The 25571-nt window shown below is 39.4% G+C and carries 10 protein-coding genes and 7 rRNA genes; 15 read left to right on the top strand and 2 right to left on the bottom strand.

The window, feature by feature from the left end; all coding sequences use genetic code 11:
• The first annotated feature begins 45 nt into the window (after positions 1–45).
• The 7 genes from KTC94_RS10630 to rrf (KTC94_RS10600) all read left to right on the top strand — a co-directional run bounded on the left by KTC94_RS10630 (position 46) and on the right by rrf (KTC94_RS10600) (position 9077).
• Positions 46–516: a VanZ family protein gene (locus tag KTC94_RS10630; RefSeq protein ID WP_220320486.1), complete on the top strand. Its 471-nt coding sequence runs from the start codon at positions 46–48 to the stop codon at positions 514–516.
• Positions 517–959: 443 nt separating this feature from the next.
• Entirely contained in the window at positions 960–1484 is a 525-nt protein-coding gene (locus tag KTC94_RS10625; RefSeq protein WP_220320485.1) for an NUDIX domain-containing protein, read from the top strand.
• 51 nt (positions 1485–1535) lie between these two features.
• Positions 1536–2141, top strand: coding sequence for a histidine phosphatase family protein (locus KTC94_RS10620; protein ID WP_220320484.1), 606 nt, complete (start codon positions 1536–1538; stop codon positions 2139–2141).
• A gap of 82 nt (positions 2142–2223) precedes the next feature.
• A complete protein-coding gene (locus KTC94_RS10615; RefSeq protein WP_220320483.1) occupies positions 2224–3357 on the top strand; it encodes an alanine--glyoxylate aminotransferase family protein in 1134 nt (377 codons plus the stop codon).
• A gap of 751 nt (positions 3358–4108) precedes the next feature.
• A 16S ribosomal RNA gene (locus KTC94_RS10610) occupies positions 4109–5626 on the top strand.
• Positions 5627–5918: 292 nt separating this feature from the next.
• Positions 5919–8844, top strand: a 23S ribosomal RNA gene (locus KTC94_RS10605).
• Positions 8845–8960: 116 nt separating this feature from the next.
• Positions 8961–9077: ribosomal RNA gene (gene rrf, locus KTC94_RS10600) — 5S ribosomal RNA — on the top strand.
• Together the 16S, 23S and 5S rRNA genes form the textbook arrangement of a ribosomal RNA operon.
• A gap of 144 nt (positions 9078–9221) precedes the next feature.
• On the opposite strand, the gene KTC94_RS10595 is transcribed toward rrf (KTC94_RS10600), so the two are convergent.
• Entirely contained in the window at positions 9222–10682 is a 1461-nt protein-coding gene (locus KTC94_RS10595; RefSeq protein WP_220287894.1) for an IS1182 family transposase, read from the bottom strand.
• Positions 10683–11928: 1246 nt separating this feature from the next.
• On the opposite strand from KTC94_RS10595, the gene KTC94_RS10585 reads away from it, so the two are divergent.
• From KTC94_RS10585 to rrf (KTC94_RS10575), 3 genes are all read left to right on the top strand, one after another.
• A 16S ribosomal RNA gene (locus tag KTC94_RS10585) occupies positions 11929–13446 on the top strand.
• 292 nt (positions 13447–13738) lie between these two features.
• Positions 13739–16664 (top strand): 23S ribosomal RNA (locus tag KTC94_RS10580).
• Between the two features lie 85 nt (positions 16665–16749).
• Positions 16750–16866: ribosomal RNA gene (gene rrf / locus KTC94_RS10575) — 5S ribosomal RNA — on the top strand.
• A 144-nt stretch (positions 16867–17010) separates the two neighbouring features.
• On the opposite strand, the gene KTC94_RS10570 is transcribed toward rrf (KTC94_RS10575), so the two are convergent.
• Complete coding sequence (locus KTC94_RS10570; protein WP_220287894.1) at positions 17011–18471, bottom strand: IS1182 family transposase; 1461 nt, start codon at positions 18469–18471, stop codon at positions 17011–17013.
• Between the two features lie 583 nt (positions 18472–19054).
• On the opposite strand from KTC94_RS10570, the gene ltrA reads away from it, so the two are divergent.
• The 5 genes from ltrA (at position 19055) to KTC94_RS10545 (ending at position 25559) form a co-directional block, all read left to right on the top strand.
• The gene (gene ltrA, locus KTC94_RS10565; RefSeq protein WP_304518644.1) at positions 19055–20464 is read left to right on the top strand and encodes a group II intron reverse transcriptase/maturase; all 1410 of its coding nucleotides are present in this window, start codon (positions 19055–19057) and stop codon (positions 20462–20464) included.
• Positions 20465–21050: 586 nt separating this feature from the next.
• Positions 21051–21356, top strand: coding sequence for a Tn3 family transposase (locus tag KTC94_RS10560; protein ID WP_304518723.1), 306 nt, complete (start codon positions 21051–21053; stop codon positions 21354–21356).
• A gap of 156 nt (positions 21357–21512) precedes the next feature.
• A complete protein-coding gene (locus tag KTC94_RS10555) occupies positions 21513–22337 on the top strand; it encodes a MerR family transcriptional regulator (protein ID WP_220320579.1) in 825 nt (274 codons plus the stop codon).
• Positions 22338–22501: 164 nt separating this feature from the next.
• Positions 22502–23164 (top strand): serine hydrolase, encoded by a 663-nt coding sequence (locus KTC94_RS10550; RefSeq protein ID WP_220320578.1) that lies wholly within the window; start codon positions 22502–22504, stop codon positions 23162–23164.
• Positions 23165–24041: 877 nt separating this feature from the next.
• Positions 24042–25559 (top strand): 16S ribosomal RNA (locus KTC94_RS10545).
• Positions 25560–25571: the final 12 nt, after the last annotated feature.

The raw sequence follows: 25571 nt of genomic DNA, 5'->3' as shown, positions 1-25571 counted from the left end.
AGTGTTAATAAAGGGAAGTTAGTGAAATAATTGAGGGGTGTGTATATGAAGAAAAAACATATAGATTGGATTTTGGTTATAGGGTGGATGATATTAATATTTTTGTTTTCTAGCCAAGTTGGAGAAGTATCAAGTGGAAATAATAAATTAGTTGCATCTGTATTCAACTTACTTGGATTAGATTTAAATAGCATATTTGGGACTTTGAGTGATTTTATAGTTAGAAAAGCAGCTCATTTCACTGAATATTTTATTTTATATTTTCTGTTATATAGAGCTATAAATACAAAGAAGAATCTAGACATTAAAGTTTTTATTAAGGTTATATTGATTGTGTTTTTATATGCATGCTCAGATGAGTTTCATCAAGCTTTTGTTCCGGGAAGAGGACCTGCCTTTCGAGATGTGCTAATAGATACTTGTGGAGGCCTTGCCGCATTCTTGACGATGTATATGTGTGTCACATTTAAAGAAAAATTAGCTTCTTCGAAAAAAGACCTGACTAAATTTAAATAAAATTTTGCTCCGATAGCTAATCAACTGCCCGCTTGATTAGCTATCGGAGCTTTTACATTTAAGATATTCACTTAATACCAGACAAACCAACATTAATTGATGTGTTACAAAAATTATTTCTAAGGGGTAGGGTTAAGGTTAAGGTGAGAGTAACAAGGTCTTTATTTATAAATTAAAAGGAGATATATATTTCATGGAATATAGTAAATATAGTTTAGTAAAAGAATTATCGTCCATTATAATTACTAAATATAAATTAACCAATGAAATAAGGTTATAATAGGGGGAGATGATAAACTTTGAGTTATCCATTTGATTGCATAACCGAGTTAACAAATGAATCTAAGTAAATAATATAATCTTATAGTTATGAGAAATCACAGAGAAAACATATATTAATAGTGCATTTATAAATCCAAATTGAAATAGGGCAGGTAAATAAAATGGAATTAATAAAAGAGATATATGAAAAGGATATTGGTTACAACTATGAGGATATAGGTATTAGTTATAAGCTCAGGAAAGCATCAAGATCGATAGTATTAAATGATTCACGGAAAATAGCTTTATTATATGTATCAAAGAATAACTACCACAAATTGCCGGGCGGAGGAATTGAAGCAGGCGAAGATCGAAATATTGCTTTAAATCGCGAGGTTAAGGAAGAAGCTGGGGTTAATATTGATATTTTAGGTGAAGTAGGTACAATAATAGAATATAAAAATATGCGAAAATTACTGCAAATATCATACTGCTTCTATTCTAAAGTTAAAGGATGTATTAAACAACCATCATTTACAGATGAGGAAATAGATAATGGATTTCAATTAAAATGGGTTGCATTAGATGAAGCTATACTTATTCTTGAGAATGATACACCGGATAATTACATTGGTAAATTCATTCAAATAAGAGATTTATTGTTTCTGAAAAAGGCGGAAGGTATTTTAAAGAGAAAAAATATATAATAATTGTTAGATATTTGGTATTATCTTATCATAGTAAGAGGGTGGGTTAAAATGAAAATATATATAACAAGACATGGGGAAACAGAATGGAATAGAGAAGGTAGAATGCAGGGATGGAAGGATTCTAATTTAACTGAAATGGGAATTGATAATGCTAAAAAGCTCGGCGTAAGTTTAAAAGATATAGATTTTGATTATATTTATTGTAGCCCGCTGGGAAGGGCTGTTGATACAGCGAAGTACATTAGAGGAAATAAGGATACAGAAATAATTAAAATTGAATCTTTAAAAGAAATGGGATTTGGTATATGGGAAGGCATGGATCAAGAAAAAGTAAAAGAACTATATCCCTTGCAGCAGTTTAATTTCTGGAATAAGCCTTATTTGTATCAACCTGTAGAGGGCGAAGGCTTTGATCAATTGATTAATAGAGTAAAAAAAGTATTGTATGACATTGCGAGTAATACTATTGGTGAAAACATTTTAATAATATCACATACACTTGTAATAAAGGCGATCTATTCAATAATCAAGAATTATTCTCTTGAGGAATTTTGGAATAAACCATTTATGTATGATACATGTTTAACTGTATTAGAAGTTGAAGATAAGAAAATTGAAATTATTTTAGAGGCTGATATTTCACATTTAAATTAAGGATATGAATAAGGAAACAGCCTATGTAGTGATATGATTTTTAATATAAGAATATAATTTATAGTTTAAGGGAGTGAAAATTATGAAAGTGTGTAAAATAATGACTCCAGGACCCACGGAGGTAAGAGAGAACGTCAGGATGGCCAGAGCTCTAGCTACTACTAATCCAGATTTAGATTTACAGTTTTATGAATTTTACAAAGAAACTTGTGAGGAAATAGGTCGGTTCTTAAAAACTAATAACGAAGTTAGAATATTAAGTGGTGAGGGGATTTTAAGTCTTGAGGCTGCATGTGCATCTCTTACTGAAAATGATGATAGGGTATTGGTAATTGATAATGGAATATTTGGAGAAGGATTTGCTGATTTTGTTAAGATGTACGGTGGAGAAGCGGTTTTTTTTAAAGGGAATAGGAAATGTAAGATAGATATAACAGAACTTGAAAAATTTCTTGAAAAAGATCATGACTTTAAATATGCTACGGTAGTACATTGTGATACGCCTTCAGGAGTTTTAAATGACATAGATAAAATATGTAATTTATTAAAGAAAAAGGGTATATTAACGGTGGTAGATAGTGTAGCGGCTATGGGTGGAGAAGATATAAGAGTAGATGAATGGAAAATAGATATAGCATTAGGTGCTTCACAGAAATGCGTTTCTGCTCCAGCAGGGCTCACTTTTTTAAGTATCAGTGAAGATGCATTTAAATTAATGCAGCAGAGAAAAAAACCAATAGCTTCTTACTATTGTAATTTACTTCTATGGAAGGATTACTACGAAAACAAATGGTTTCCATATACACCACCAATAAGTGATATCGTTGGACTAAGACAGGCTATCGATAATATACTGGATGATGAAGAGATAATTTTTAGGCATAATTCTATTGGTAAAGCTACAAGAAAAGCTGTAATGGAAGCAGGCCTTAATTTATATATTGAAGAGGGATATTCTAATACGGTAACAGTTATAGAAATACCTGAGGCTATAAATGATAAACAACTATTAAAACATATGGTTGACGAATTTAATGTATTTATAGCTGGCTCATTCGGATATCTACAGGGGAAAGTAATAAGAATAGGACATATGGGAGAAAATGCGAAAAAGGATAAAGTAGCATATACTTTACTTGCATTACAATACTCATTAAAAGCACTAGGTTTTGAGTGTGAAAAAAATATGGCTGAAGTTTTTTTAAATGAAGTATAATTAAATAATCCATTTTTAAAACAAACATAATAATAGGTATAAGATGTAGAATAAATTATAAGCCGGTGAGGAATGACGGCTGAACTAAAGTCAAACCATAAAATTCTTATATCTATATTCTAGATTTAATCTAGATCTAATGATATTCCAAAACAGGGAGTAGATATTGAAAAGGGGGGATTAGCCTATATTAATTTGAATATGAAAATGATGCTGTTGTATATGGCTTAATGGCATTAAAAGATTAAATACAATGTAATTTGAGGACGTTATAGATAAGAACAAAGTATACTAATCCTAGTGTATCAGTGTGAAAAAGATTTGATAATTAGTAGTATAATGAAGGATATTGAGTATAATTGCCATATTTAGCGAATTGGCGTGAATGCGTAATAGGTGTACATGATAGAATACTCCTTGTCGTCGCGAATGAGTAACGATAAAGGTGAAGATTGATAAATTAACATTTAACACTTTAAAAATACATTTTAAAAATGTTTAAAAAGTTGTTGACAAAACAAACAATACCTAGTATAATAGTAAAAGTCGTCAGTTGATGACAAAGTAAATTGGTCTTTGAAAATTAAACAGAGAAATAGGTAAAGATAGCGAAATAATATTTCGTTAAACCAGTTAATTACTTTAGTATAAAGTAAAATTTAGTCGTAAGACTAAAAGTATGTAATGAGCTTGCGTAACAACTTAACAGTTGTCGCAGATTAATCATTTCAACTAAAAAAGTGTAAACTTTTAAATTGAGAGTTTGATCCTGGCTCAGGACGAACGCTGGCGGCGTGCCTAACACATGCAAGTCGAGCGATGAAACCTTTCGGGGTGGATTAGCGGCGGACGGGTGAGTAACACGTGGGTAACCTGCCTCAAAGAGGGGAATAGCCTCCCGAAAGGGAGATTAATACCGCATAATATGTTTTGGTCGCATGATCGAAACATCAAAGGATTTTTCTTCGGAAAATTCCACTTTGAGATGGACCCGCGGCGCATTAGCTAGTTGGTGAGGTAACGGCTCACCAAGGCGACGATGCGTAGCCGACCTGAGAGGGTGATCGGCCACATTGGAACTGAGACACGGTCCAGACTCCTACGGGAGGCAGCAGTGGGGAATATTGCGCAATGGGGGAAACCCTGACGCAGCAACGCCGCGTGAATGATGAAGGCCTTCGGGTTGTAAAGTTCTGTCTTCTGGGACGATAATGACGGTACCAGAGGAGGAAGCCACGGCTAACTACGTGCCAGCAGCCGCGGTAATACGTAGGTGGCAAGCGTTGTCCGGATTTACTGGGCGTAAAGGATGCGTAGGCGGACATTTAAGTCAGATGTGAAATACCCGAGCTTAACTTGGGTGCTGCATTTGAAACTGGGTGTCTAGAGTGCAGGAGAGGTAAGTGGAATTCCTAGTGTAGCGGTGAAATGCGTAGAGATTAGGAAGAACACCAGTGGCGAAGGCGACTTACTGGACTGTAACTGACGCTGAGGCATGAAAGCGTGGGGAGCAAACAGGATTAGATACCCTGGTAGTCCACGCCGTAAACGATGAATACTAGGTGTCGGGGGTCGAACCTCGGTGCCGCCGTTAACACATTAAGTATTCCGCCTGGGGAGTACGATCGCAAGATTAAAACTCAAAGGAATTGACGGGGGCCCGCACAAGCAGCGGAGCATGTGGTTTAATTCGAAGCAACGCGAAGAACCTTACCTAGACTTGACATCCCCTGCATAACCCAGAGATGGGCGAAGTCCTTCGGGACAGGGTGACAGGTGGTGCATGGTTGTCGTCAGCTCGTGTCGTGAGATGTTGGGTTAAGTCCCGCAACGAGCGCAACCCTTATCATTAGTTGCTACCATTAAGTTGAGCACTCTAGTGAGACTGCCCGGGTTAACCGGGAGGAAGGTGGGGATGACGTCAAATCATCATGCCCCTTATGTCTAGGGCTACACACGTGCTACAATGGTGAGTACAAAGAGATGCAAGACCGCAAGGTGGAGCCAAACTCAAAAACTCATCCCAGTTCGGATTGTAGGCTGCAACTCGCCTACATGAAGCCGGAGTTGCTAGTAATCGCGAATCAGCATGTCGCGGTGAATACGTTCCCGGGCCTTGTACACACCGCCCGTCACACCATGAGAGTTGGTAACACCCGAAGTCCGTGAGGTAACCGTAAGGAGCCAGCGGCCGAAGGTGGGATTGATGATTGGGGTGAAGTCGTAACAAGGTAGCCGTAGGAGAACCTGCGGCTGGATCACCTCCTTTCTAGGGAGTAGATGTATTGACTTCGGTCGATGCAATAGAAGAATATTAATTTGTTCTTCAAAAATATCTATTGTAATTAATCGTACCTAGTTCTCTGTTTAATTTTGAGAGACTAATTTTATCTAACTCTTAGGAGTTAGATAATGAATAGTTTTTCTTAAAATGTTCTTTGAAAATTGCACAGTGAAAAAAGTTGTTTTAAAAAAATTAAAACTACGCAAGTAGTTTATAAATTAATTTAATACAATTTCGCAAAATTAATATAACCGTCTATGTAAATAGACAGAATCAAGGTCAAGCTACAAAGGGCGCATGGCGAATGCCTTGGCACTAGGAGCCGAAGAAGGACGCGTTAAGCTGCGATAAGCTTTGGGTAGGCGCAAATAGCCTGTGATCCAAAGATTTCCGAATGGGGGAACCCACATAGTAACAACTATGTACTGCATACTGAATAAATAGGTATGCAGAGGTAGACCCGGGGAACTGAAACATCTAAGTACCCGGAGGAAGAGAAAGAAACATCGATTTCCTAAGTAGCGGCGAGCGAAAGGGAAAGAGCCCAAACCCAGGTCTTTGATCTGGGGGTTGAGGATAGATCATAAATACTGCAATTCCTTAATTGAAGATAGCTGGAAAGCTGCTCCGCAGAAGGTAATAGGCCTGTAAATGAAAAGGAAAAACAGTCAGATCTAATCCAGAGTACCACGAGACACGTGAAACCTTGTGGGAAGCTGGGAGGACCACCTCCCAAGGCTAAATACTACCTAGTGACCGATAGTGAAGAAGTACCGTGAGGGAAAGGTGAAAAGAACCCCGGAAGGGGAGTGAAATAGAACCTGAAACCGTGTGCCTACAACCGGTCGAAGCACTTTATATGTGTGACGGCGTGCTTTTTGTAGAACGAGCCAACGAGTTACGATATGTAGCAAGGTTAAGTACTTAAGGTACGGAGCCGAAGGGAAACCAAGTCTGAATAGGGCGCATAGTTGCATGTCGTAGACCCGAAACCGGGTGACCTATCCATGGCCAGGATGAAGCGGAAGTAAAATTCCGTGGAGGTCCGAACCACGTTGGTGTTGAAAAACCATGGGATGAGCTGTGGATAGCGGAGAAATTCCAATCGAACTCGGAGATAGCTGGTTCTCCTCGAAATAGCTTTAGGGCTAGCGTCGATTAATTGAGTAATGGAGGTAGAGCACTGAATGGGCTAGGGGCTGACAACAGTTACTGAACCCTATCAAACTCCGAATGCCATATACTTTTATTTCGGCAGTCAGACTGCGAATGATAAGATCCGTAGTCAAAAGGGAAACAGCCCAGACCATCAGCTAAGGTCCCAAAGTGTAAGTTAAGTGGAAAAGGATGTGGGATTTCTAAGACAACTAGGATGTTGGCTCAGAAGCAGCCACTCATTTAAAGAGTGCGTAATAGCTCACTAGTCAAGAGATCCTGCGCCGAAGATGTCCGGGGCTAAAACTTACCACCGAAGCTATGGGTGTACACAATTGTGTACGCGGTAGAGGAGCTTTCTGTACTGGCTGAAGTCATACCGTAAGGAGTGGTGGACGGTACAGAAGTGAGAATGTTGGCATGAGTAGCGAGAGTTAAGTGAGAATCTTAACGGTCGAAAACCTAAGGTTTCCTGAGGAAGGCTCGTCCTCTCAGGGTTAGTCGGGACCTAAGCCGAGGCCGAAAGGCGTAGGTGATGGACAATCGGTTGATATTCCGATACCACCAATGGACGTTATTAGAAATGGGATGACGCAGGAGGATAAGATGTGCACACTATTGGATGTGTGTCTAAGCATTTAGGCGGAGCAGACAGGCAAATCCGTTTGCTCTTAACGCTGAGATGTGATGGGGAAGGGAATTTATTCCTGAAGTATCTGATTCCACGCTGCCAAGAAAAGTCTCTATCGAGGATATTGGTGCCCGTACCGCAAACCGACACAGGTAGGTGAGGAGAGAATCCTAAGACCATCGGAAGAATTGTTGTTAAGGAACTCGGCAAATTGACCCCGTAACTTCGGGAGAAGGGGTGCCTACGTAAGTAGGTCGCAGAGAATAGGCCCAAGCAACTGTTTAGCAAAAACACAGGTCTCTGCTAAAGCGAAAGCTGATGTATAGGGGCTGACGCCTGCCCGGTGCTGGAAGGTTAAGGGGATTAGTTAGCGCAAGCGAGGCTATGAACTTAAGCCCCAGTAAACGGCGGCCGTAACTATAACGGTCCTAAGGTAGCGAAATTCCTTGTCGGGTAAGTTCCGACCCGCACGAATGGCGTAATGATTTGGGCACTGTCTCAACAACACATCCGGCGAAATTGTAGTGCAAGTGAAGATGCTTGCTACCCGCGATTGGACGGAAAGACCCCGTAGAGCTTTACTGTAGCTTAGCATTGAATTTCGGTATTGTCTGTACAGGATAGGTGGGAGACTGAGAAACATGGGCGTCAGCCTGTGTGGAGTCATCCTTGGGATACCACCCTGACAGTACTGAGGTTCTAACTGGAGGCCATGAATCTGGTCACAGGACATTGTTAGGTGGGCAGTTTGACTGGGGCGGTCGCCTCCAAAAAAGTAACGGAGGCGCCCAAAGGTTCCCTCAGCGCGGTTGGAAATCGCGCGAAGAGTGCAAAGGCAGAAGGGAGCCTGACTGCGACACTTACAAGTGGAGCAGGGACGAAAGTCGGGCTTAGTGATCCGGTGGTACCTCGTGGGAGGGCCATCGCTCAACGGATAAAAGCTACCTCGGGGATAACAGGCTGATCTCCCCCAAGAGTCCACATCGACGGGGAGGTTTGGCACCTCGATGTCGGCTCGTCGCATCCTGGGGCTGAAGTAGGTCCCAAGGGTTGGGCTGTTCGCCCATTAAAGCGGCACGCGAGCTGGGTTCAGAACGTCGTGAGACAGTTCGGTCCCTATCCGTCGCGGGCGTAGGAAATTTGAAGGGAGCTGTCCTTAGTACGAGAGGACCGGGATGGACAAACCTCTGGTGCACCAGTTGTCACGCCAGTGGCATCGCTGGGTAGCTATGTTTGGAAGGGATAAACGCTGAAAGCATCTAAGCGTGAAGCCCACCCTGAGATGAGATTTCCCATAACTCGCACGTAAGTGCGATGTTAGTAAGACTCCTGGAAGACCACCAGGTTGATAGGTTAGAGGTGTAAGCATGGTAACATGTTCAGCTGACTAATACTAATAAGTCGAGGGCTTGACCTAAATATATAATTAAAAGTAATGCGATATACTTCTTTCGTAAGAAAGAAGCGAGGCTTTGAGCGTGAGCGAAAAGACTAATTCACTGTGCAATTTTCAGAGAATATTTATATTCTCAATCTGGTGATTATGGCATGAAGGTAACACCCGTTCCCATACCGAACACGAAGGTTAAGCTTCAATGCGCCGATGGTACTGCAGGGGTGACCTTGTGGAAGAGTAGGTTGTCGCCAGGTAAGAAAAAACCGCTAAGTTATACGAGGCCGCTGAAAAAAGCACTCTTTATTTAGTAGAGTTTTCAAGCTTGAATAGAAAAAGCATGAGATATCCATATTTGGGATATCTCATGCTTTTTATTTTATAATTAAGTTTTAAAAGCCCTATTTCATGCTTTTCAACTTAATTATTCTCTTTAGATTCACAGTGAAGATTGATAATGCACCTTGCATTTGCATGCTAATTAAGCCTGACGATATTGCTACATCATAGCTATGTTGGTGCTTAAGTTCACTGTTTTTAGCCTCTATCATATAACGTTCCCTAGCTCGTTTTTTAAAATATTCACTTTTTTCGAACTCTATTTGATCTTTGTGAGTATTTGACTTTATTGAAACTGAATAAGTTTTAGATTTAGCGCCTTCTTTATAACACCCATCTTTATGAACACAATTTTTACACTTTTCTACATTAAAATAGTAGGTTAGCACTTGATTTTTACCAACATTCTTCTTTCCCTGTTTTGCTTTTTTAATAGCCATATGACCTGCCGGACATACAAATAAACCAGCATCTTTATTAAACTCAAATTCATCTTCTTTTTTTCGCATTCCTTGTGAAATTACAGGATTTAGTCTTGAAATTAATGCAATTTTATTTTCTTTTGTATATTCTAGGTTTTTCTTTTCAGAATAAGCTGTATCTCCAATTACTTCATTTACATCTATACCAGCCTCACGGCTTTTTTCTATTAAGGTTATGAGCTCCTTTCCATCACTTTTTTCGCCAGTTGTAATAACAGCTGCTGTAATTAAACGTTCTTCACTCATAGCAAGGTGTGATTTATATCCAAAAAAAGAACTATCCTCAGTTTTATGCCCCACTTTTGCATCCTCATCTTTTGATATTTTTAGATTTTCTAAGTCATCATTAATAGCTTCCATTAAGTAGTTTAATTTAGTTTTCACAGCTGGATTTGCTGCAGTTTCTGGCTTCTCGTTTATGGTATCAATTAATAATTTGCAGTACTCAAGAATATCTTCAAGTACTCCAGTTGTAACTTTATTAGGTAACTCTTCTTTAATACCAGGATGTACTCCGTACAATGTTTTTCTTAAGTTTTTTGCACGTTTCAATAATTCCTCGCTTGCTGACTTTTGGTTATAACGTGACTTGGTATGCGTAGCATCAACTATTATTGCTTTACTTTTTAAAACCCCCTCTTTTATAGCAAGTTCTACAGTCTTGTTTATTAATAAATCCAATAAATTCATGTCTTTAAGGCGAAGCTTTCTAAATTTAGTTAGTGTACTTGAGTTTATTAAATTTGTTTCTTCTGGGGCTAAATTTAGAAAATATTTAAAGGACATGTCATAAAGAGTTCTTTCAACAACATCTTCATCAGACAATTCATATATTACTTTCAAAAGTAAATATTTAAATAGCATTATGGGGTTAATAGCACCTCTACCCATAGATGAACTATAGTTAATCATCAATTCGTCATAAACAAATGAAAAGTCAACAAGGTCATTAATTTGCTTTAAAATGTTATCTTTCGGAATAATTAACGAATATAAGCTATGGTATGTATTTATTTTTATTTCCAATTGTCCTTTTAGCATAATAGTTTAGCCCCTTTTATTTTATTCTACTATACTAATTCGACATATCTTTTAAAATTCCTTTTTGTTTTTTAGTCTTTTATATAAAAAAATCGCCATCTTTAATTAGATGACGATTTTTCATATAGTTTTTCAGTGGCCTCAGTTATACTTAGCGGTTTTTATTTGTGTGCCTGAAATTGGCGCTTACTTGTCGGTGAAAGTCCGATGCGGGGGAATGGTACCAACCGTTAGATTAAGACAAGGGTGTCCACCGTGAGGTGGAATCTGGAGGAAGTCGGCAGCAAAACTCTAGATAGAGAATTGTAGGGGACATATTAATGCTGGATATACATGGGCAGTAGATGTCGACATCTCTAAACACTTTGATACGATAAATCATGATAAGTTAATAAGGATGCTATCGAAAGATATTAAAGATAGTAGAGTAATGTCTCTGATACGAAAGTATCTAGAAAGTGGAGAAATGATAAATGGGATTTTTATGAATACAGAAGAGGGATCTAAATAAATAAATTAATTACTTAGATCCCTCTCGATTGGTTAGAAATAATTAACTATTAAAATTAACACTAAAATTTTAATAGTCTAATGAAGTCGAAATGGCCTTACTTGTTTTGGTAAAGTTGGAATACTTGGAGTATTGATTGAGGAGACTTTTATAAGTGGAATAGTTATTATGAAGAATCATGTAAATATATTAACATGACTATTAGTAGCGACGAATTTTGGTAAGCTGTACAAAGGTCTTATAATATTAAACAGAGTATCTAGAACATTAGTATAAATGATACTTACCCATGTGTATCAGGATGCGGAATATTGAATTATTTAGACTTACATGTAGAAATATGAATATAATCTAGCTAGAGTACCTATGTTGTGAAATTATACTCTTATTTATATGATAGAATACTCCTTGTCGTCACAAACGAGTGCACGATAAACTAAGTGTTGATAACTATTTAATATGTTTTCAAATGAAAATAAGTTTTAAAAAGTTGTTGACAAAACAAGAAATACCTAGTAATATAGTAGAAGTCGTCACATGATGACAAAGTAAATTGGTCTTTGAAAATTAAACAGAGAAATAGGTAAAGATAGCGAAATAATATTTCGCTAAACCAGTTAATTACTTTAGTATAAAGTAAAATTTAGTCGTAAGACTAAAAGTATGTAATGAGCTTGCGTAACAACTTAACAGTTGTCGCAGATTAATCATTTCAACTAAAAAAGTGTAAACTTTTAAATTGAGAGTTTGATCCTGGCTCAGGACGAACGCTGGCGGCGTGCCTAACACATGCAAGTCGAGCGATGAAACCTTTCGGGGTGGATTAGCGGCGGACGGGTGAGTAACACGTGGGTAACCTGCCTCAAAGAGGGGAATAGCCTCCCGAAAGGGAGATTAATACCGCATAATATGTTTTGGTCGCATGATCGAAACATCAAAGGATTTTTCTTCGGAAAATTCCACTTTGAGATGGACCCGCGGCGCATTAGCTAGTTGGTGAGGTAACGGCTCACCAAGGCGACGATGCGTAGCCGACCTGAGAGGGTGATCGGCCACATTGGAACTGAGACACGGTCCAGACTCCTACGGGAGGCAGCAGTGGGGAATATTGCGCAATGGGGGAAACCCTGACGCAGCAACGCCGCGTGAATGATGAAGGCCTTCGGGTTGTAAAGTTCTGTCTTCTGGGACGATAATGACGGTACCAGAGGAGGAAGCCACGGCTAACTACGTGCCAGCAGCCGCGGTAATACGTAGGTGGCAAGCGTTGTCCGGATTTACTGGGCGTAAAGGATGCGTAGGCGGACATTTAAGTCAGATGTGAAATACCCGAGCTTAACTTGGGTGCTGCATTTGAAACTGGGTGTCTAGAGTGCAGGAGAGGTAAGTGGAATTCCTAGTGTAGCGGTGAAATGCGTAGAGATTAGGAAGAACACCAGTGGCGAAGGCGACTTACTGGACTGTAACTGACGCTGAGGCATGAAAGCGTGGGGAGCAAACAGGATTAGATACCCTGGTAGTCCACGCCGTAAACGATGAATACTAGGTGTCGGGGGTCGAACCTCGGTGCCGCCGTTAACACATTAAGTATTCCGCCTGGGGAGTACGATCGCAAGATTAAAACTCAAAGGAATTGACGGGGGCCCGCACAAGCAGCGGAGCATGTGGTTTAATTCGAAGCAACGCGAAGAACCTTACCTAGACTTGACATCCCCTGCATAACCCAGAGATGGGCGAAGTCCTTCGGGACAGGGTGACAGGTGGTGCATGGTTGTCGTCAGCTCGTGTCGTGAGATGTTGGGTTAAGTCCCGCAACGAGCGCAACCCTTATCATTAGTTGCTACCATTAAGTTGAGCACTCTAGTGAGACTGCCCGGGTTAACCGGGAGGAAGGTGGGGATGACGTCAAATCATCATGCCCCTTATGTCTAGGGCTACACACGTGCTACAATGGTGAGTACAAAGAGATGCAAGACCGCAAGGTGGAGCCAAACTCAAAAACTCATCCCAGTTCGGATTGTAGGCTGCAACTCGCCTACATGAAGCCGGAGTTGCTAGTAATCGCGAATCAGCATGTCGCGGTGAATACGTTCCCGGGCCTTGTACACACCGCCCGTCACACCATGAGAGTTGGTAACACCCGAAGTCCGTGAGGTAACCGTAAGGAGCCAGCGGCCGAAGGTGGGATTGATGATTGGGGTGAAGTCGTAACAAGGTAGCCGTAGGAGAACCTGCGGCTGGATCACCTCCTTTCTAGGGAGTAGATGTATTGACTTCGGTCGATGCAATAGAAGAATATTAATTTGTTCTTCAAAAATATCTATTGTAATTAATCGTACCTAGTTCTCTGTTTAATTTTGAGAGACTAATTTTATCTAACTCTTAGGAGTTAGATAATGAATAGTTTTTCTTAAAATGTTCTTTGAAAATTGCACAGTGAAAAAAGTTGTTTTAAAAAAATTAAAACTACGCAAGTAGTTTATAAATTAATTTAATACAATTTCGCAAAATTAATATAACCGTCTATGTAAATAGACAGAATCAAGGTCAAGCTACAAAGGGCGCATGGCGAATGCCTTGGCACTAGGAGCCGAAGAAGGACGCGTTAAGCTGCGATAAGCTTTGGGTAGGCGCAAATAGCCTGTGATCCAAAGATTTCCGAATGGGGGAACCCACATAGTAACAACTATGTACTGCATACTGAATAAATAGGTATGCAGAGGTAGACCCGGGGAACTGAAACATCTAAGTACCCGGAGGAAGAGAAAGAAACATCGATTTCCTAAGTAGCGGCGAGCGAAAGGGAAAGAGCCCAAACCCAGGTCTTTGATCTGGGGGTTGAGGATAGATCATAAATACTGCAATTCCTTAATTGAAGATAGCTGGAAAGCTGCTCCGCAGAAGGTAATAGGCCTGTAAATGAAAAGGAAAAACAGTCAGATCTAATCCAGAGTACCACGAGACACGTGAAACCTTGTGGGAAGCTGGGAGGACCACCTCCCAAGGCTAAATACTACCTAGTGACCGATAGTGAAGAAGTACCGTGAGGGAAAGGTGAAAAGAACCCCGGAAGGGGAGTGAAATAGAACCTGAAACCGTGTGCCTACAACCGGTCGAAGCACTTTATATGTGTGACGGCGTGCTTTTTGTAGAACGAGCCAACGAGTTACGATATGTAGCAAGGTTAAGTACTTAAGGTACGGAGCCGAAGGGAAACCAAGTCTGAATAGGGCGCATAGTTGCATGTCGTAGACCCGAAACCGGGTGACCTATCCATGGCCAGGATGAAGCGGAAGTAAAATTCCGTGGAGGTCCGAACCACGTTGGTGTTGAAAAACCATGGGATGAGCTGTGGATAGCGGAGAAATTCCAATCGAACTCGGAGATAGCTGGTTCTCCTCGAAATAGCTTTAGGGCTAGCGTCGATTAATTGAGTAATGGAGGTAGAGCACTGAATGGGCTAGGGGCTGACAACAGTTACTGAACCCTATCAAACTCCGAATGCCATATACTTTTATTTCGGCAGTCAGACTGCGAATGATAAGATCCGTAGTCAAAAGGGAAACAGCCCAGACCATCAGCTAAGGTCCCAAAGTGTAAGTTAAGTGGAAAAGGATGTGGGATTTCTAAGACAACTAGGATGTTGGCTCAGAAGCAGCCACTCATTTAAAGAGTGCGTAATAGCTCACTAGTCAAGAGATCCTGCGCCGAAGATGTCCGGGGCTAAAACTTACCACCGAAGCTATGGGTGTACACAATTGTGTACGCGGTAGAGGAGCTTTCTGTACTGGCTGAAGTCATACCGTAAGGAGTGGTGGACGGTACAGAAGTGAGAATGTTGGCATGAGTAGCGAGAGTTAAGTGAGAATCTTAACGGTCGAAAACCTAAGGTTTCCTGAGGAAGGCTCGTCCTCTCAGGGTTAGTCGGGACCTAAGCCGAGGCCGAAAGGCGTAGGTGATGGACAATCGGTTGATATTCCGATACCACCAATGGACGTTATTAGAAATGGGATGACGCAGGAGGATAAGATGTGCACACTATTGGATGTGTGTCTAAGCATTTAGGCGGAGCAGACAGGCAAATCCGTTTGCTCTTAACGCTGAGATGTGATGGGGAAGGGAATTTATTCCTGAAGTATCTGATTCCACGCTGCCAAGAAAAGTCTCTATCGAGGATATTGGTGCCCGTACCGCAAACCGACACAGGTAGGTGAGGAGAGAATCCTAAGACCATCGGAAGAATTGTTGTTAAGGAACTCGGCAAATTGACCCCGTAACTTCGGGAGAAGGGGTGCCTACGTAAGTAGGTCGCAGAGAATAGGCCCAAGCAACTGTTTAGCAAAAACACAGGTCTCTGCTAAAGCGAAAGCTGATGTATAGGGGCTGACGCCTGCCCGGTGCTGGAAGGTTAAGGGGATTACTTAGCGCAAGCGAAGGTATGAACTTAAGCCCCAGTAAACGGCGGCCGTAACTATAACGGTCCTAAGGTAGCGAAATTCCTTGTCGGGTAAGTTCCGACCCGCACGAATGGCGTAATGATTTGGGCACTGTCTCAACAACACATCCGGCGAAATTGTAGTGCAAGTGAAGATGCTTGCTACCCGCGATTGGACGGAAAGACCCCGTAGAGCTTTACTGTAGCTTAGCATTGAATTTCGGTATTGTCTGTACAGGATAGGTGGGAGACTGAGAAACATGGGCGTCAGCCTGTGTGGAGTCATCCTTGGGATACCACCCTGACAGTACTGAGGTTCTAACTGGAGGCCATGAATCTGGTCACAGGACATTGTTAGGTGGGCAGTTTGACTGGGGCGGTCGCCTCCAAAAAAGTAACGGAGGCGCCCAAAGGTTCCCTCAGCGCGGTTGGAAATCGCGCGAAGAGTGCAAAGGCAGAAGGGAGCCTGACTGCGACACTTACAAGTGGAGCAGGGACGAAAGTCGGGCTTAGTGATCCGGTGGTACCTCGTGGGAGGGCCATCGCTCAACGGATAAAAGCTACCTCGGGGATAACAGGCTGATCTCCCCCAAGAGTCCACATCGACGGGGAGGTTTGGCACCTCGATGTCGGCTCGTCGCATCCTGGGGCTGAAGTAGGTCCCAAGGGTTGGGCTGTTCGCCCATTAAAGCGGCACGCGAGCTGGGTTCAGAACGTCGTGAGACAGTTCGGTCCCTATCCGTCGCGGGCGTAGGAAATTTGAAGGGAGCTGTCCTTAGTACGAGAGGACCGGGATGGACAAACCTCTGGTGCACCAGTTGTCACGCCAGTGGCATCGCTGGGTAGCTATGTTTGGAAGGGATAAACGCTGAAAGCATCTAAGCGTGAAGCCCACCCTGAGATGAGATTTCCCATAACTCGCACGTAAGTGCGATGTTAGTAAGACTCCTGGAAGACCACCAGGTTGATAGGTTAGAGGTGTAAGCATGGTAACATGTTCAGCTGACTAATACTAATAAGTCGAGGGCTTGACCTAAATAATTAGAAATAACGCGAAGCTTCGGACGTAAGGAAGAAGACTAATTCACTGTGCAATTTTCAGAGAATATTTATATTCTCAATCTGGTGATTATGGCATGAAGGTAACACCCGTTCCCATACCGAACACGAAGGTTAAGCTTCAATGCGCCGATGGTACTGCAGGGGTGACCTTGTGGAAGAGTAGGTTGTCGCCAGGTAAGAAAAAACCGCTAAGTTATACGAGGCCGCTGAAAAAAGCACTCTTTATTTAGTAGAGTTTTCAAGCTTGAATAGAAAAAGCATGAGATATCCATATTTGGGATATCTCATGCTTTTTATTTTATAATTAAGTTTTAAAAGCCCTATTTCATGCTTTTCAACTTAATTATTCTCTTTAGATTCACAGTGAAGATTGATAATGCACCTTGCATTTGCATGCTAATTAAGCCTGACGATATTGCTACATCATAGCTATGTTGGTGCTTAAGTTCACTGTTTTTAGCCTCTATCATATAACGTTCCCTAGCTCGTTTTTTAAAATATTCACTTTTTTCGAACTCTATTTGATCTTTGTGAGTATTTGACTTTATTGAAACTGAATAAGTTTTAGATTTAGCGCCTTCTTTATAACACCCATCTTTATGAACACAATTTTTACACTTTTCTACATTAAAATAGTAGGTTAGCACTTGATTTTTACCAACATTCTTCTTTCCCTGTTTTGCTTTTTTAATAGCCATATGACCTGCCGGACATACAAATAAACCAGCATCTTTATTAAACTCAAATTCATCTTCTTTTTTTCGCATTCCTTGTGAAATTACAGGATTTAGTCTTGAAATTAATGCAATTTTATTTTCTTTTGTATATTCTAGGTTTTTCTTTTCAGAATAAGCTGTATCTCCAATTACTTCATTTACATCTATACCAGCCTCACGGCTTTTTTCTATTAAGGTTATGAGCTCCTTTCCATCACTTTTTTCGCCAGTTGTAATAACAGCTGCTGTAATTAAACGTTCTTCACTCATAGCAAGGTGTGATTTATATCCAAAAAAAGAACTATCCTCAGTTTTATGCCCCACTTTTGCATCCTCATCTTTTGATATTTTTAGATTTTCTAAGTCATCATTAATAGCTTCCATTAAGTAGTTTAATTTAGTTTTCACAGCTGGATTTGCTGCAGTTTCTGGCTTCTCGTTTATGGTATCAATTAATAATTTGCAGTACTCAAGAATATCTTCAAGTACTCCAGTTGTAACTTTATTAGGTAACTCTTCTTTAATACCAGGATGTACTCCGTACAATGTTTTTCTTAAGTTTTTTGCACGTTTCAATAATTCCTCGCTTGCTGACTTTTGGTTATAACGTGACTTGGTATGCGTAGCATCAACTATTATTGCTTTACTTTTTAAAACCCCCTCTTTTATAGCAAGTTCTACAGTCTTGTTTATTAATAAATCCAATAAATTCATGTCTTTAAGGCGAAGCTTTCTAAATTTAGTTAGTGTACTTGAGTTTATTAAATTTGTTTCTTCTGGGGCTAAATTTAGAAAATATTTAAAGGACATGTCATAAAGAGTTCTTTCAACAACATCTTCATCAGACAATTCATATATTACTTTCAAAAGTAAATATTTAAATAGCATTATGGGGTTAATAGCACCTCTACCCATAGATGAACTATAGTTAATCATCAATTCGTCATAAACAAATGAAAAGTCAACAAGGTCATTAATTTGCTTTAAAATGTTATCTTTCGGAATAATTAACGAATATAAGCTATGGTATGTATTTATTTTTATTTCCAATTGTCCTTTTAGCATAATAGTTTAGCCCCTTTTATTTTATTCTACTATACTAATTCGACATATCTTTTAAAATTCCTTTTTGTTTTTTAGTCTTTTATATAAAAAAATCGCCATCTTTAATTAGATGACGATTTTTCATATAGTTTTTCAGTGGCCTCAGTTATACTTAGCGGTTTTTATTGTGCGCCCGGCATGGGCGCAATCTAATGGGTGAAAGTCCCTAGCACGGGTTAATAGTGCCAAGTGCATAGCTTAAGACAAGGGTGTCCATCGTGAGATGGAATCTGAAGGAAGTTGGCGGCCAAACTCCGGTCTGACGAACAGAAACTACATATAAGGCATATGCTTGTGGGTAAGTTTGCAATACAAAACGAAGCCCAAAACTATTCGAAACAAGTGGTGTAAATGTAGCAGATAGATGGAGTGAAAGATTGCGTTCTTACCCGGGGAGATCTGATAGGTAAGTTGTGGATATGAATTTAGAAATAACAACCCATACAGTGATGTATGGCTGAACTATCAGAAGTCAGCAGACGTCATAGTACCATGCAAAACGCGTTAGCGTGGGAAGGACTGAACAATAGGAGGTTTTGGAATTTTGAAGGATACGAGAAAATATGATAAAAGCAGACAACTTCATAAAGAAGGCTCTCTACGAGAGAATAGAGTGGAACTCGAAGGTAATGTAGAAGTGCATAGTATTTCCTCTATGTCAGAAGAAGGAAGAAACGATGTGAATGAATATGATAATGGTTTACTCGAGCAGATATTATCGAGAGATAATATGAATAAAGCATATAAAAGAGTAAAAGCCAATAAAGGAAGTCATGGGATTGATGGTTTGACAGTAGATGAACTTCTACATTATCTAAAAGAGCATGGACAAGAATTAAGGCAATCATTATTAGAAAGTAGATATAGACCTCTAGCCGTAAGAAGGGTAGAAATACCAAAACCTGACGGTGGAATTAGGCTACTTGGAATACCTACTGTATTAGATAGAGTTATTCAACAAGCGATATCACAAACTCTAATACCAGTATATGAAAAGAAATTTTCTGATAATAGTTACGGTTTTAGACCTTTAAGAAGTGGAAAACAAGCTGTTGAAAAATGTAGGGGATATATTAATGCTGGACATACATGGACGGTGAATATAGACCTTTCTAAATACTTTGATACGATAAATCATGATAAATTAATAAGGATACTATCGGAAGATATTAAAGATAGTAGAGTAATTTCTCTGATACGAAAGTATCTACAAAGTGGAGTGATGATAAATGGGGTATTTATGAATACAGAAGAAGGAGCACCTCAAGGCGGGCCTTTGTCCCCATTATTAAGTAACGTAATGTTACATGAACTCGATGTAGAACTAACAAAACGAGGACTAAACTTTTGTAGATATGCTGATGATGCGAATATATACGTCAAAAGTGAGAAATCAGCAAATAGAGTAATGAAGAGTATTACGAGATTTATTGAGGAAAAGTTAAAGCTTAGAGTGAATAAAGAAAAGAGTACAGTAGATAGACCTTGGAAACTTAAATTTTTAGGATTTTCATTTTACCGAGCAAAAGGTGAATACAGAATGAGAGTTCCTCAAAAACCTATAATCAAATTCAAAGCAAAGCTAAAAGAATTAACTTCAAGAAGTAATGCGATGAGCATGAAATATAGGTTTATGAAACTTAAGCAAGTGATAGTTGGATGGATAAATTATTTTGCTATTGCAGACATTAAAAGTATTCTTAAAACACTTGATGAATGGTTAAGGCGAAGAATTAGAATGTGTTTTTGGAAACAATGGAAAAAGATTAAAACAAAATATGGGAACCTTGTTAAATTAGGAATACCAAACAATAAAGCTTTGCAACATGCAAATACAAGGAAAGGCTATTGGAGAACATCCAATAGCCCTATATTAAACAAAACATTGACCAATAAATACCTTAAAAATATAGGCTTAGTTTCTATATCTGAGACATATTTATTAAAATATTAATTTCTATTGAACCGCCGTGTACCGAACGGTATGCACGGTGGTGTGAGAGGTCGCTAAATAAATTAATTATTTAGCTCCTACTCGATTGTACGCCTGAAATTGGCGCTTACCTGTCGGTGAAAGTCCGATGCGGGGGAATGGTACCAACCGTTAGATTAAGACAAGGGTGTCCACCGTGAGGTGGAATCTGGAGGAAGTCGGCAGCAAAACTCTGGATAGAAAATTGTAGGGGATATATCAATGCTGGATATACATGGGCAGTAGATATCGATATCTCTAAGGGACAGTGCTCGCAAAGTGTAGATTTACAACGTTAAGCTAATTATTTACAGTTAAGCATTGATATATCTAGGGTTTAATCACTAAATGATAAAGCTCTTATTTTTTTGCTCAAAATAAGTTAGCTAAAGTACAATTATAGTATTGATAATACTAACTAAGTGGGGGATAAAAATGGAAAATGATAAAAGGAAGGAAAATTGTAGATCCAATAAAAAGTAAAAGAGAAACCCAGGTAGTAAAAAATTATCTATCCGGAAAAATTTAAGAGGTTATACTATAAACAAAAAGTTTTTCCTATAAATCAATCTATGAAAAAGCTATGACAGATATTATAAACTGCCAACATAAACAGCCCTATGCTAAATATTGGGGAAATGGCAGTACTTCGTCGTCAGATGGTGTAAGAGTTAAATCGGCAATTGAAGCTTTAAATGAATGCTATAACCCTCATTATGACTTAGAGAAAGGTGTGACAATGTACTCAGCTGTAAGTGATCAGTATTTAAGATTTGGAATAGGTATTATAAATACAAATTCAAGAGATGCAATTCATATAGTTGATATAATTCTCAACTATAAAATAGAACTTGAGATTGAAGAACTAGAGTAAAGTAATTAGGAGCAGGCAGATTATTTAATAATCTGGCTGTATTCATAGTAACAGAAACTATTTATTTTTTATAAGTGTAATTGACTTTAACCTTAGGGGAAGGTTTATTATTGTATTTGAGGATAGATGAATATGAAAGGAGGATGAGTTGGATTTATGCTTTCAATTGGAGAGTTTTCGAAGATATGTCAAGTGTCCACCAAGACACTTAGGTATTATGCAGAGATTGGTCTAATTAATCCGGAAGAAATTAATCCAGAGAATGGATATCGATATTACTCTATAAAACAGTTAGAAACAATGCTTCTTATTAAGCGTTTAAAATCGTATGAAATTTCATTAGAAGAAATAAAAACCCTTTTACAATTAGAAAAAGATCAGTTTGAAGAAAAATTAATAGTGTTGTTGAATAAAAAGAAATATGATATTCAAGCAAAGGTAACAGCCTATGATATAATGCTGCAACAACTAAGAAACGATATACAAAATCTTCAAAAAGGTGAATCTGTATTTAGCAATATAAAAGATTTAGATATTATGCTTGTAGAAGTACCGGCTATGTATATTTTATCAATTCGTAAATTAGTAAGTATAGAAGAATGCAATTTAGGATATGACGTATTTTTTAATCAATTGTATAAAAGAATAGCAGAAGATGGTCTTACAATGATAGGTCCGCCAATGACAATATATCATAGTGAGGAATATTTATTTGAAAGGTATGATATTGAATTTGCAATTCCAATTAAAGAATATGTCACCGGTACAAAAGATTTTAATCCGGGATTGTGCATTAAAACCCGACTTAAAGGAGCCTATTCAGAAATTACTTCAGTATATGCAAAGCAACATGAATGGGTAGAACAAGAAAGATATTGTGTGGCAAAACCTCCATTTGATGTTTATGTAACAAATCCTCTGGAAACTGAGAGACCGAAAGATTTTATCACAGATGTGTATTTACCCGTGAAGAAGGTTTGATTAATGTGAGGAGGAAATAATGTGTTTAAAAAAGAATACTTTCATGGTGATCTAGAAGAATTAATAGCAAAGAAATATAAAAATATAGCAGGTATTGTTGTTGTGAAAGATAGCAACATGTAGATAGTAAAAAGCAAGAAATAACGATAAAACATCTTATTACAATGACAGCACCATATATTTATAAGCGAGAACCTTTTAAAGAATTATGTAGTAGTTCAGATTGGGCAAAATATGCGCTTGATTTATTAGGCGGAAAAGATGAGTGCGGTACATTCAAGTATTCTACAGCCGGAGCGCATTTATTATCTGTAATACTTACAAAAGCAACCGGAAAGACAGCAAGAGAATTTGCAAATGAATATTTATTTGAACCAATTGGAATGAAACAACCGCCAAATTATGAAATGACTACTGCTACCTATATGGATTTTATTAAGGGTAAGAATGTTTGTGGATGGGTATCTGATCCTAAGGGGAACAGTACCGGTGGTTGGGGAGTTACTTTATCAGCAGTTGATATGGCTCGATTTGGACAACTCTATTTGAATTATGGAAATTGGAATGATAAACAGATAATTTCAAGAGAATGGATTGGGGAATCTCTACAGGATAATTCAAATCATTATGGATATCTTTGGTGGCTATTTAAAGAAGATGAATTTGCGTATTGTGCTATTGGGGATGGAGGTAACGTGATTTGTTGCTTACCAGAAAGAAATATGGTAGTTGCTATTGCTTCTAAATTTATGATGCTACCAAAAGATAGAATGAAATTAATAAAAAATTATCTGCTGCCATTATTAGATAAAGAAAAAAGTATATAAGTATAATCTCCACGTCAAATTCCAATTTGTAGAGTTAATGTAACATAAGTTTAGATTCAGTTCTGTCGTATCTTTCTTATTTTATGTCATTCCATACCAGCCATAAAATAGTAGTCTGTTTTTGATTTATAGTTCATCAAAAATGGAGAGTAATATCTTGTAGCTGTTTTTTCACGAATCGTTTCAATACCCCATATATTTAGTCTATCAGAGTTTTGGAAGTCGAAATGGACTTACTTGTTTTGGAAAAGTTGGAATACTCGGAGTATTGATTGAGAAGCTATTTACTTTTATAAGTGGAATAGTTATTATGAAGAATCATGTAAATATATTAACATGACTATTAGTAGCAACGAATTTTGGTAATCTGTACAAAGGTCTTATAATATTAAACAGAGTATCTAGATTATTAGTATAAATGATACTTACCCATGTGTATCAGGATGCGGAATATTGAATTATTTAGACTTATATGTAGAAATATGAATATAATCTAGCTAGAGTACCTATGTTGTGAAATTATACTCTTATTTATATGATAGAATACTCCTTGTCGTCACAAACGAGTGCACGATAAACTAAGTGTTGATAACTATTTAATATGTTTTCAAATGAAAATAAGTTTTAAAAAGTTGTTGACAAAACAAGAAATACCTAGTAATATAGTAGAAGTCGTCACATGATGACAAAGCAAATTGGTCTTTGAAAATTAAACAGAGAAATAGGTAAAGATAGCGAAATAATATTTCGTTAAACCAGTTAATTACTTTAGTATAAAGTAAAATTTAGTCGTAAGACTAAAAGTATGTAATGAGCTTGCGTAACAACTTAACAGTTGTCGCAGATTAATCATTTCAACTAAAAAAGTGTAAACTTTTAAATTGAGAGTTTGATCCTGGCTCAGGACGAACGCTGGCGGCGTGCCTAACACATGCAAGTCGAGCGATGAAACCTTTCGGGGTGGATTAGCGGCGGACGGGTGAGTAACACGTGGGTAACCTGCCTCAAAGAGGGGAATAGCCTCCCGAAAGGGAGATTAATACCGCATAATATGTTTTGGTCGCATGATCGAAACATCAAAGGATTTTTCTTCGGAAAATTCCACTTTGAGATGGACCCGCGGCGCATTAGCTAGTTGGTGAGGTAACGGCTCACCAAGGCGACGATGCGTAGCCGACCTGAGAGGGTGATCGGCCACATTGGAACTGAGACACGGTCCAGACTCCTACGGGAGGCAGCAGTGGGGAATATTGCGCAATGGGGGAAACCCTGACGCAGCAACGCCGCGTGAATGATGAAGGCCTTCGGGTTGTAAAGTTCTGTCTTCTGGGACGATAATGACGGTACCAGAGGAGGAAGCCACGGCTAACTACGTGCCAGCAGCCGCGGTAATACGTAGGTGGCAAGCGTTGTCCGGATTTACTGGGCGTAAAGGATGCGTAGGCGGACATTTAAGTCAGATGTGAAATACCCGAGCTTAACTTGGGTGCTGCATTTGAAACTGGGTGTCTAGAGTGCAGGAGAGGTAAGTGGAATTCCTAGTGTAGCGGTGAAATGCGTAGAGATTAGGAAGAACACCAGTGGCGAAGGCGACTTACTGGACTGTAACTGACGCTGAGGCATGAAAGCGTGGGGAGCAAACAGGATTAGATACCCTGGTAGTCCACGCCGTAAACGATGAATACTAGGTGTCGGGGGTCGAACCTCGGTGCCGCCGTTAACACATTAAGTATTCCGCCTGGGGAGTACGATCGCAAGATTAAAACTCAAAGGAATTGACGGGGGCCCGCACAAGCAGCGGAGCATGTGGTTTAATTCGAAGCAACGCGAAGAACCTTACCTAGACTTGACATCCCCTGCATAACCCAGAGATGGGCGAAGTCCTTCGGGACAGGGTGACAGGTGGTGCATGGTTGTCGTCAGCTCGTGTCGTGAGATGTTGGGTTAAGTCCCGCAACGAGCGCAACCCTTATCATTAGTTGCTACCATTAAGTTGAGCACTCTAGTGAGACTGCCCGGGTTAACCGGGAGGAAGGTGGGGATGACGTCAAATCATCATGCCCCTTATGTCTAGGGCTACACACGTGCTACAATGGTGAGTACAAAGAGATGCAAGACCGCAAGGTGGAGCCAAACTCAAAAACTCATCCCAGTTCGGATTGTAGGCTGCAACTCGCCTACATGAAGCCGGAGTTGCTAGTAATCGCGAATCAGCATGTCGCGGTGAATACGTTCCCGGGCCTTGTACACACCGCCCGTCACACCATGAGAGTTGGTAACACCCGAAGTCCGTGAGGTAACCGTAAGGAGCCAGCGGCCGAAGGTGGGATTGATGATTGGGGTGAAGTCGTAACAAGGTAGCCGTAGGAGAACCTGCGGCTGGATCACCTCCTTTCTAGGGAGTAGA

This window comes from Clostridium sp. CM028, from assembly GCF_030585565.1.
Lineage (GTDB): Bacteria > Bacillota > Clostridia > Clostridiales > Clostridiaceae > Clostridium_AD > Clostridium_AD estertheticum_B.
This window is presented reverse-complemented; position numbering and strand designations above follow the sequence as displayed.